Source organism: Blautia schinkii (genome assembly GCF_013304825.1).
In the GTDB taxonomy this organism is placed as follows: Bacteria; Bacillota; Clostridia; order Lachnospirales; family Lachnospiraceae; genus Blautia_A; species Blautia_A schinkii_B.
In genome coordinates this window covers 1-9208 of sequence record NZ_JAAWUO010000033.1, presented here as the reverse complement: position 1 = coordinate 9208, position 9208 = coordinate 1, and the positions used below count along the sequence as shown (strand labels likewise).

Genomic DNA, 9208 nt, shown 5'->3' with positions numbered 1-9208 from the left:
GGGTAATCGAGCAGGAAGCCCCCACTTCAAAATCGTAAGATTTAAGTGGTGGGAGCATGTCACTGCGAAAATACTATGCTTCTCTATTGTAAGAGAATAGAACTTTTGATAAAATAAACATGTTAAAGTGTTTATTGTTATTAGGAAGGAGTTGCATAGGTGATGGTTATAAATTACAATGTTCAAGCAAGCAAGCAAGCAAGCAAGCAAGCAAGCAAGCAAAACTGAACTATGCACTTTTTCAGAAAAAGAATATAGAAAATATAGATATAGAAGCCATTTTTAACTGCAGAATATGTAGTTGGGAATGGCTTTTTGTAGTGCCTGAATATTTCTGAAACAGATTTGTATGTAGAAAAACACTTGACAGACAGATGAGGAGAAAAAGGACAATGAGAGCAGAGCAGAGCAGAGCAGAGCAGAGCAGAGCAGAGCAGAGCAGAGCATGAGCTGACGGGAGTTCCGTCCATAGATAAGCCATGGTTGAAATATTACAGTGAAGAAGCAATTCGTACACCACTTCCACAGAAAACGCTATATAGATATCTGTATGAAAATAATCAAAATCATATGGAATCCATCTCTCTGAATTATTTTGGAAAAAGGATCACTTATCAGAAACTTTTCGAACATATAAAGGAAATAGCGGATGCGTTTACGATGGCAGGGATTAAATGTGGGGATATTGTTACCATTTTGTCTTTGATTACACCAGAGACAATATATTGTATCTATGCATTGAATTACATAGGTGCAGTTGCCAATATGGGATACTTATCTTTATCAGAAGACGAAATTGTTCAGATGGTAGAGAAAACAAATTCAAAAGCAATTATTGTATTGGATGTTGTAGAAGAAAAAGTGATGCACGTCCAGAAGAGATTAACATCAGAACTGACGATTATCCTGCCGGCAGAGTCCAGTATGCCGTGGCTGATGAAAGCTATTGTGAAGATGAAGAAAAAGAAACTTCACAATGACGGAAAACAGGTGCTGACCTATCCTTCATTTATAAAAAAATATGCAGAGCAGAAACAGGCAGCAGAAGTACAGTGGAAAGAAGAACAACCGGCGGTTCTGGTTTACACCAGTGGTACTACAGGAGAACCGAAAGGAGTTGTTCTGACAAATGACAATATCAATGCAGTGGCATTTCAGTATCGATATTCCGGAATGAGATTCAAAGTAGGTGAAACAATTCTTACATTTATGCCACCTTTTTTGGCAATAGGATTTTGTTTAAATGTACATATGCCATTGACGATTGGATTAGAGGAAGTAATTAGTCCAAATCCTGATGCCGTAGTGCTCACAAAATTATATAAAAAATGCCGACCAAATCATTTTGTGGCAGCACCGACCAATATTCTTCAGATCATTGATGCCATGCAGGGAAAATCCATGAGTCATTGTATCACATTGGCAGGCGGTGGAGAATCTATGACTCCGCAACAGGAAGAAATGATAAATACATATCTGGCAGAGCATGGTTCGGATGCAAAATATATTACCGGATATGGAATGACAGAATTTGCAGCAACCGTGACAACGGGATTAAACAATGTATATCGGGAAAATACATTGGGCATTCCGTTATGTAAGACAATTGTAAAAATAGTGGATACGGAGACAGGAAAAGAATTGCCGTATGGTGAAGTTGGTGAGTTGTGTTTCCATACACCGAGCCAGATGAAAGAATATTATCAGAATCCCAAAGAAACTGCAGAGATGATCCGTCAGCATGAGGATGGAATGAAGTGGATTCATACCGGAGATCTTGGCTGGGTAGACCAGGATGGATTTGTCCATTTTAAAGGCCGTATGAAGCGCATTTACATGACACAGGGAGAAGATGGCACTTTATATAAGGTATTTCCGGCAAGAACAGAGATGGTTTTGATGGAACTGGAAAATGTGAAAAAATGTGCAGTTACGGTAAGAATGGAAGGAAAACTTGTAAAAGAACAGATTGCATATCTTGTGTTGGAGAAAAAATCCGAGAAGGAAAATATCCTGGAAACGGTGAAAGAGTATTGCAGAAAGATGTTGCCATCTCATTCTGTTCCTGGAAAATACATTATATTAGATGAAATCCCGCTTACACAGAGCGGAAAGACAGATTACAGAGCACTGGAAAAGATGAAAAAAGATTGAGTTTGACAAAGGAGAATGAGAGAAATATGATTTCACAGACAGAGCAGACGGGATTTCCGTCCGTAAATAAGCCATGGCTGAAATATTACAGTGAAGAAGCAATTCAGGAAAAGCTTCCAGAATGTACAATGTATGATTTGATATACCAGGAAAATCAATCAAACTTAAGTCATACAGCGCTGAATTATTTTGGAAAAAAGATTAGTTATAAACTTTTTTTTGAAAAAGTAAATGAATTTGCAAAAGCATTTCAAGCTTGCGGAATAAAAAAAGAGGATGTTGTTACGATTATGTCACTTCATACTCCGGAGACAATTTACAGTATATATGCTTTAAACCAACTTGGAGCAATTGTAAATTTGATTTATTTGACATTGAATGCAGAAGAGATATTAAAGCAAACAGACGAAGTGGGTTCTAAAATGTTTTTATATCTTGAGAACGTTCAAGATAAAGTAAAAGAGATTAAATCCAAAATGAAAGCAGAACAAATTATATGTCTCCCAATTTGGAATTCCATGCCATTTCCATTAAAACAGATTGTAAAACAGAAAAGCCGCCGAGACAACAGTCTGGATGAGTTCCTAAAAAAAGGGTCAAAGGAAATAGTTCTTAAAAAAGAAAGATATCAGCCGAATATGCCTGCAGTTATTGTGTATACAAGTGGCACTACAGGTGAACCGAAAGGGGTATTGCATACGAATGATAGCTTAAATGCAGTGGCTTTTCAGTATAAATTAGCAGATATGGGATTAACGACAAATTCGCGAGTATTAAATGCAATTCCGCCATTCTTAGGATTTGGAATTACTGTTGGAATTCATACACAACTTGTTTTGGGATTGGAGGGGATTCTACAGATTGACCCGAATGCAGATGCTGTTGCTAAAGCTATGATGAAAAAGAAGCCAGAACATATGATTATAGGACCAGCTTTTATTTCTGCGATTATGAAATCATGTAAAGGCAATATGAGATGGTTAAAAACATTAGCTGGTGGCGGTGGCGCAATTTCTGATGAAGAAGAAAAAAAGCTGAATGAGATTCTTGCCAAGTGTCATGCTACAGTGGAGTATACAGTAGGATATGGAATGACAGAATTAGGAGCAACAGTTTGTACCAATATGAATCGGTGTAATCAGTCAGGTTCTTTAGGAATTCCGCTTCCAAAGGTAAATGTGAAAATCATCAATCCGGAAACTGAAGAAGAACTAGGCTATGGAGAAAAGGGAGAAATTTGCTTTTCATCACCTAGTATAATGCAGGAATATGTGAAAGATATAAAAGAGACAGAAAAAGCAATCTGGATTAAAAATGGAGAGAAGTGGATTCATACAGGTGATTTGGGATATGTAGAAAAAGATGGATTCCTATATTTTGCAGGAAGAATAAAAAGAATATATATCACCAGAGGAGCAGATGGAATTGTTTATAAATTATTTCCAGACCGAATTGAGAATGTATTGAAAAAATGTAAAGGGATAAATCAGGCAGCAGTGAATGTCGTTGAAGATGAAAAAAGAGTTCATGTTGCCAGAGCATATATAGTACTTGAAGATGATCAAAAATGTGATATGAATCGAATAGCAGATACGCTGAGAAAAGAATTGCCAGAATATGCAGTCCCGGGGGAAATTAATATAATTGAAAAAATGCCAGTAACGCAAAGCGGAAAAGTAGATTATAGAGCACTGGAATATATGCAATAATTGAAAAAGTAAGATACAGGAGATTAAGAATAATGGATGAACTCATAGAAAAATTAAGTTTATATGATTGTTTGGTAAGATTAATTACAGGTGGGCTTGTGATTCTGATAACATATTATTCTGGCCTTGTAGATACATTTTGGGAGGTTGGAGATAGTTCTATTATTGTCTTTGGCTTTTGCTCATATGGAGTTGGAATGATATTGGAAGAAGTATCTTATATGCTGAAGATGCGTAGGAAAAACAACAGAAATGAGACATGCGTAGAGAACAATGAAGAATGGAACAAGAAAAAAGGAATATTGCTTAGAGACAATAAAGAATATATATCGGACGAACCTTTAGCACATAAAGTAATGGCTGACTCGATAGAAATCGCAAGTGTTTTGATTATTTTGTGGAAAGTAATAAATACTGTTTATATCAATTTGGTTTGCGAGCACGAAGTAGATATATTAGGTGTGAGTGTTAATTTAGCAGTACTGGGCGTAATAGTTGTAATTATGGATTATAGGAAAAGACATTATAAAAAACATAGAGAAGAAAGAATTCATAATTATTGCGATGCAAAAAGCTGCGCTGATGAAGAAACAAAGGATAGTAATGAAGAAAATAGATGAAACATTATAAAAATTTATTTATCAACCAACTGAATACAAAAGATGTAGACCATTTTACCACTGATACTGGTCTTTTCCTGAGGCGAAAGACAAACGGAGCTTTTCGCAAACTATGTAATATTTTTACAAATGCAACGATTATAAGGGAAGATACACCGGATTATGCCAGTGATGAAGAGTATTACGGAAATCTGAAACCAGACAGAATTCCTTTATCGCATTACCCACTGTCAACGAAAAAGAATGCCAACAATATTGTTGTCGAGCGATATCCTAAGCTGGATAAAGAGGAAAGCTATATTTTCGTAGGAAGTCATGTCTGCCCGGAAGATATTGAAACAATGCTGAACATTATCGACCGTAATGCATACCTGATACTGGGATCTGTGGAGAATCTGAATTACAATCCAGAAGTCTATCTGTCGTGGTTAAATGGAATGATTGTATTTAACGTCTTGGATCAGAATGAGAGAAGCACACTTCCTGCAAAAATGGAGAGGGTTTTACAGACGCAGAGCATTTTGATTTTCCCGGAAGGTTCACACAATTATGATTTGAATAAACTGATTAAACCGCTTTACGATGGACCGGTGAATCTGGCACTAAAGACCGGGAAGAAGATTGTTCCTGTTGTACTGGTAAAAGATTATGAGAATAACATGGCATATCTGGATGTGGGAAATCCGATAGATGTGAGTAATCTGGATTTGAATATGCAAGATTACTATCCGGGAAAAGAAGAAAATGAGAAATACCGGATAAAATCTATGAGCAGCTATGTACGAGATCAGATGGCAACTGCAGTATGGCATATGATGGAACGACATCTTGAGCCAATCCGAAGAAATGATTATGTAGATCTTGGACAGCATTTTGCGGATTTTTATGTGACAGATACATTTCAAAAAATCAACTGGAAGCATGATGTCTTTGACGCAGAGTATTTGACGAAGAAGACGAAAGAAGAGCAGGAATACGAGGCGGTAGTGAGAACGTTGAGTGGTCTGCATTTAAAGAAAAATGCACTGCTGGAAACAGGATTAAATAGAAGGGAATATATCCAGAAGGAAATTGATCTGGACAGGAAAAATGTAGTAGAGAATTTGAGACGATTTTTTTATGAAAAAGAAAAGATGGAATGACAGAGTAAAGGATATATTGTTTCCTGTGATATTGCCATTGTCTGGTATCAAAATCAGATATGAAGTAGACCTGGTAAATGAATGCGAACGGATACCAGATAAACCGGTAATCTATGCATGCAATCATTCGCAGTTTTCAGACATTCCCATAGCAACGAGAGCGATTGGCAAAAGAAGCTATATTTTGCTTGGAAAACAAAAGCTCTATTTGATTGACCGTATATTTTTTCATTTACTTGGTGCAATATGGGTAGACAGGAAAGACAAAGAACATAAGAAAAAAGTTAAGGAAAAAATATTGTGCTATTTGAATCGTGGACAATCTATTTTGTGGTTCCCGGAGGGAACATGGAATCTGACAGAGAATCTTCTGATGCTGCCGATGAGATGGGGCATTATAGAAGCGGCACATAAAGCAGGGGGACAGATTGTTCCAATGGCAATTCGTTATGACAGAAAAAATAAAAAATGTCAGGTGAAATTTTCACCCCCCCTGTATGGTGAAGAACTGGCTAATTACAAAAATGGAATTCAGAAGCTCCGGGATATGATGGCAGCACTTCGATGGGAACTAATGGAAGAATATTCGGAAGTGACAAAGAGGAAGAATATACATCTGAGTGATTTTGAAAAAGAAAAAGAAGAGATTATCAGAGAATATCCGCCATTAGACTGGGAATACGAAGAATCCGTGATTTATAAAAAATAGTTTGATATGATTTATTTCACGACCAGACATCGGAATAGTGGACAAAAGACCAGTTGTGGAAGAATGTATTATGAAAAAGTACATAGATAGGTATAGGTAAATGAAAAATATTGGATTGATAAAATTCCTTGATGCAGATGTTAATAGTTTTACTTCTGACATCGGGTTAAAAATAAGGAAAATTATTGCAAAACCTTTAAAGGTACTACTTAAAATAGCAACACCTGAAAAAATACATGTTATCAAATATCCGCAACTAAAAAAAAATACACCATATATTTTTGTATCAAACCATGGATTTAGTAATGACATAATTTCGGCACTTGCTACAATAGACAGGAGTGTGTATCTTCTTATGGGTTCAACTAATCAGGTTGAATATAATAAACTGGTTTATGCTGCATGGGTAAATGGTTTTATATATGTGAATAGACTTGATCCCAAAAGCAGGGCAGATGCGCTCCCAAAGATGAAAAGAGTGCTTGACAGTGGAACAAGCATATTGATATTTCCTGAGGGAGGCCATAATAATACAGAAAATCTTCTATGTAGCAAGTTTTTCGCGGGAGTATATTATCTGGCAAAATCATCAATAAAAGTTGTTCCAATTGCACAATATTACGAATTCGGATCAGAAAAGATAGATATTCGTGTGGGAGATCCAATAGATATAGCTGGATATGAAAATAAAGAAGAAGCACTTTGTAATTTGAGAGATATTATATCTACAATGGTATGGAAAAATATCGAGGAATGTTCAAATCCAATGATCAGAACAAAACTTAATGAAGATGTTCATATACAATTTATGGAGCAGAGAAGGCAAGAATATCTTAAAAACCCTTGGACGAGAGATGTATGGGAAGAAGAATTGACCAGATATCTGGATAAGGATGATAAAGAATACTATTCTATGTTAAAAAGTCATGACAATATTAAGGTTACAGCGAATAATGCCGATAAAGTTGTAGCATTTCTGATGAAGCTTGAAGAATTGAAAAAGTACGATTTTAAAGAATATATGCATCGTAACTGGGATAAAAATATTTGACAAAGGAGAAAGAGAAAAATATGATTTCACAGACAGACAGACAGACAGACAGACAGACAGACAGAGCATGAGCTGACGGGATTTCCGTCCATAGATAAGCCGTGGCTGAAATATTACGGGGAGGAAGCCTTACGCAGACCACTTCCGGAAGGTTCTATGTATGATTACATGACTTCCTGTAATGCAGATCGAATGAATGCGACAGCATTGAATTATTTTGGAAGGAAGATAACACATCGGCAGATGCAGGAGCAGATCGACAAGTGTGCGAAAGCATTGACGGCTTACGGAGTCAGAAAGGGCGATGTGGTGAGCCTTTGTGTTCTGGCGATGCCGGAGGCAGTGTACCTTCTCTATGCGATCAATAAAATAGGTGCGATTGCCAATATGCTTGTGCTGAATGCAACCGAAGCAGAACTTCATGAAAAAATGCTTTCTACAGAAAGTAAATTCGTACTGACTGTAAATCTTGTGTTGGGAAAGATTATGCAAGCAGCTAAGGGAACAAGCATCGAACATATCGTAGGAATTTCCCTTGCAGAGTCTATGCCGTTTGTAATCGGCACGCTTTATAAGTGGAAATCAAAAGAAAAGCAGGAAAATTGTATATCTTACCGGGAATTTCTGAAAGCAGGAGAAAGCCAGAAAGTAGAATCCCCGGAGATAAAGACAGATGATTCTGCAATCATTGCATACACAGGTGGAACGACTGGAAAGGCAAAAGGCGTGCTGCTGTCCAATCGTGCGGCAAATGTGATTGGATTTCAGTATAAGCATGCGGATAAAGTCCTGGATTTTCAAAAGGGTGAACGCTTTTTAGATATCATTCCGCCCTTCTTAGCCTATGGCCTATTTTTGGGGGTACATATGGCACTGTGTACGTGCCTTGAGGATGTTCTGTGTCCAGATCCGGCACCGGAACATTTACCGGAACTTTTCAAAAAATATAAGCCAAATCATCTTAGCGGTGGGCCCTTGCATATAGAGGCACTAATGAAGGACAAAAAAGTTCAGAAAATGAATCTTTCTTTTTCCAAGACGGTTGCTTATGGTGGTGATGCAATGAATCAGGAATGGGAAGATGCAATGTCAAGATTCTTGAAAGAACATCATGCCCCATATGAATTGACAAGTGGATATGGGATGACAGAAATGGCGGGCCCGGTATGCGTAAGTAATCATAAATTTTCTGTCATGCTTCCATTTTTCTGCAATAACATAAAAATCATGGACATTGATACTGGAGAGGAACTTGGTTATGACCAGGAGGGCGAAATCTGTGTCAGTGGTCCGACGATGATGCTGGAATACTATCAGAATCCGGAAGCTACCAATGAGATCATTTTCGAAGAAAATGGTACGAAGTGGCTTCGTACGGGTGATCTTGGACATGTGACAAAGGAAGGATATTTCAGACTGACCGGAAGACTGAAGCGAATCCTGTGGTCGATCGGAGCAGATAAGACACCGTCAAGAGTTTATCCGATGGAGATTGAAAATGTATTGAGCAGGCATTCTGCCGTGGATAAATGTGCGGTAGTAGGGAGACTCAACGGTGAAAAAGGTTATCTTGTGATTGCCTATGTAACATTGAAATCCAAAGATACCGGAGACAATGTGGAAAAAGAATTAAGACAGCTCTGTAGAGAGAAACTGAAAGAAAACTCCTGGCCTTTTGAATATCACTTTGTAGAGAAACTGCCGACAACAGGAGCAGGAAAGATAGATTTTCGGACATTGGAGAAGTGGGCGGAGAACTCAGATTCTTTTTAACAAATGTAGCAAGAATTCTCCCACCTCTTCAGGTGGTGAGATGAATTGCA

Annotated in this window: 7 protein-coding genes; all 7 read left to right on the top strand. The window is 37.5% G+C overall.

The window, feature by feature from the left end:
* Window positions 1-483: 483 nt before the first annotated feature.
* The 7 genes from HFM85_RS15860 (at window position 484) to HFM85_RS15830 (ending at window position 9158) form a co-directional block, all read left to right on the top strand.
* Complete coding sequence (locus HFM85_RS15860) at window positions 484-2154, top strand: class I adenylate-forming enzyme family protein (RefSeq protein WP_244092540.1); 1671 nt, start codon at window positions 484-486, stop codon at window positions 2152-2154.
* A 26-nt stretch (window positions 2155-2180) separates the two neighbouring features.
* A complete protein-coding gene (locus HFM85_RS15855; protein WP_173739177.1) occupies window positions 2181-3863 on the top strand; it encodes a class I adenylate-forming enzyme family protein in 1683 nt (560 codons plus the stop codon).
* A gap of 32 nt (window positions 3864-3895) precedes the next feature.
* Entirely contained in the window at window positions 3896-4483 is a 588-nt protein-coding gene (locus HFM85_RS15850; RefSeq protein ID WP_173739176.1) for a hypothetical protein, read from the top strand.
* On the top strand, window positions 4480-5625 hold the full coding sequence (locus HFM85_RS15845) for a 1-acyl-sn-glycerol-3-phosphate acyltransferase (RefSeq protein WP_173739175.1): 1146 nt from the start codon (window positions 4480-4482) through the stop codon (window positions 5623-5625). Before HFM85_RS15850 ends, HFM85_RS15845 begins: the two co-directional genes overlap by 4 nt.
* Window positions 5603-6334 (top strand): lysophospholipid acyltransferase family protein, encoded by a 732-nt coding sequence (locus HFM85_RS15840; RefSeq protein ID WP_173739174.1) that lies wholly within the window; start codon window positions 5603-5605, stop codon window positions 6332-6334. The genes HFM85_RS15845 and HFM85_RS15840 overlap by 23 nt, the downstream gene beginning before the upstream one ends.
* A gap of 100 nt (window positions 6335-6434) precedes the next feature.
* A complete protein-coding gene (locus HFM85_RS15835; protein ID WP_173739173.1) occupies window positions 6435-7385 on the top strand; it encodes a lysophospholipid acyltransferase family protein in 951 nt (316 codons plus the stop codon).
* A 156-nt stretch (window positions 7386-7541) separates the two neighbouring features.
* Complete coding sequence (locus HFM85_RS15830) at window positions 7542-9158, top strand: class I adenylate-forming enzyme family protein (protein WP_173739172.1); 1617 nt, start codon at window positions 7542-7544, stop codon at window positions 9156-9158.
* The last annotated feature ends 50 nt before the right edge of the window (window positions 9159-9208 follow it).

Excerpts from the sequence above, each read along its gene's own strand:
- HFM85_RS15840 (WP_173739174.1), top strand. The coding sequence starts at position 5,603 with ATGAAAAAGAAAAGATGGAATGACAGAGTAAAGGATATATTGTTTCCT.
- HFM85_RS15835 (WP_173739173.1), top strand. The coding sequence starts at position 6,435 with ATGAAAAATATTGGATTGATAAAATTCCTTGATGCAGATGTTAATAGT.
- HFM85_RS15850 (WP_173739176.1), top strand. The coding sequence starts at position 3,896 with ATGGATGAACTCATAGAAAAATTAAGTTTATATGATTGTTTGGTAAGA.
- HFM85_RS15855 (WP_173739177.1), top strand. The coding sequence starts at position 2,181 with ATGATTTCACAGACAGAGCAGACGGGATTTCCGTCCGTAAATAAGCCA.
- HFM85_RS15830 (WP_173739172.1), top strand. The coding sequence starts at position 7,542 with ATGTATGATTACATGACTTCCTGTAATGCAGATCGAATGAATGCGACA.
- HFM85_RS15845 (WP_173739175.1), top strand. The coding sequence starts at position 4,480 with ATGAAACATTATAAAAATTTATTTATCAACCAACTGAATACAAAAGAT.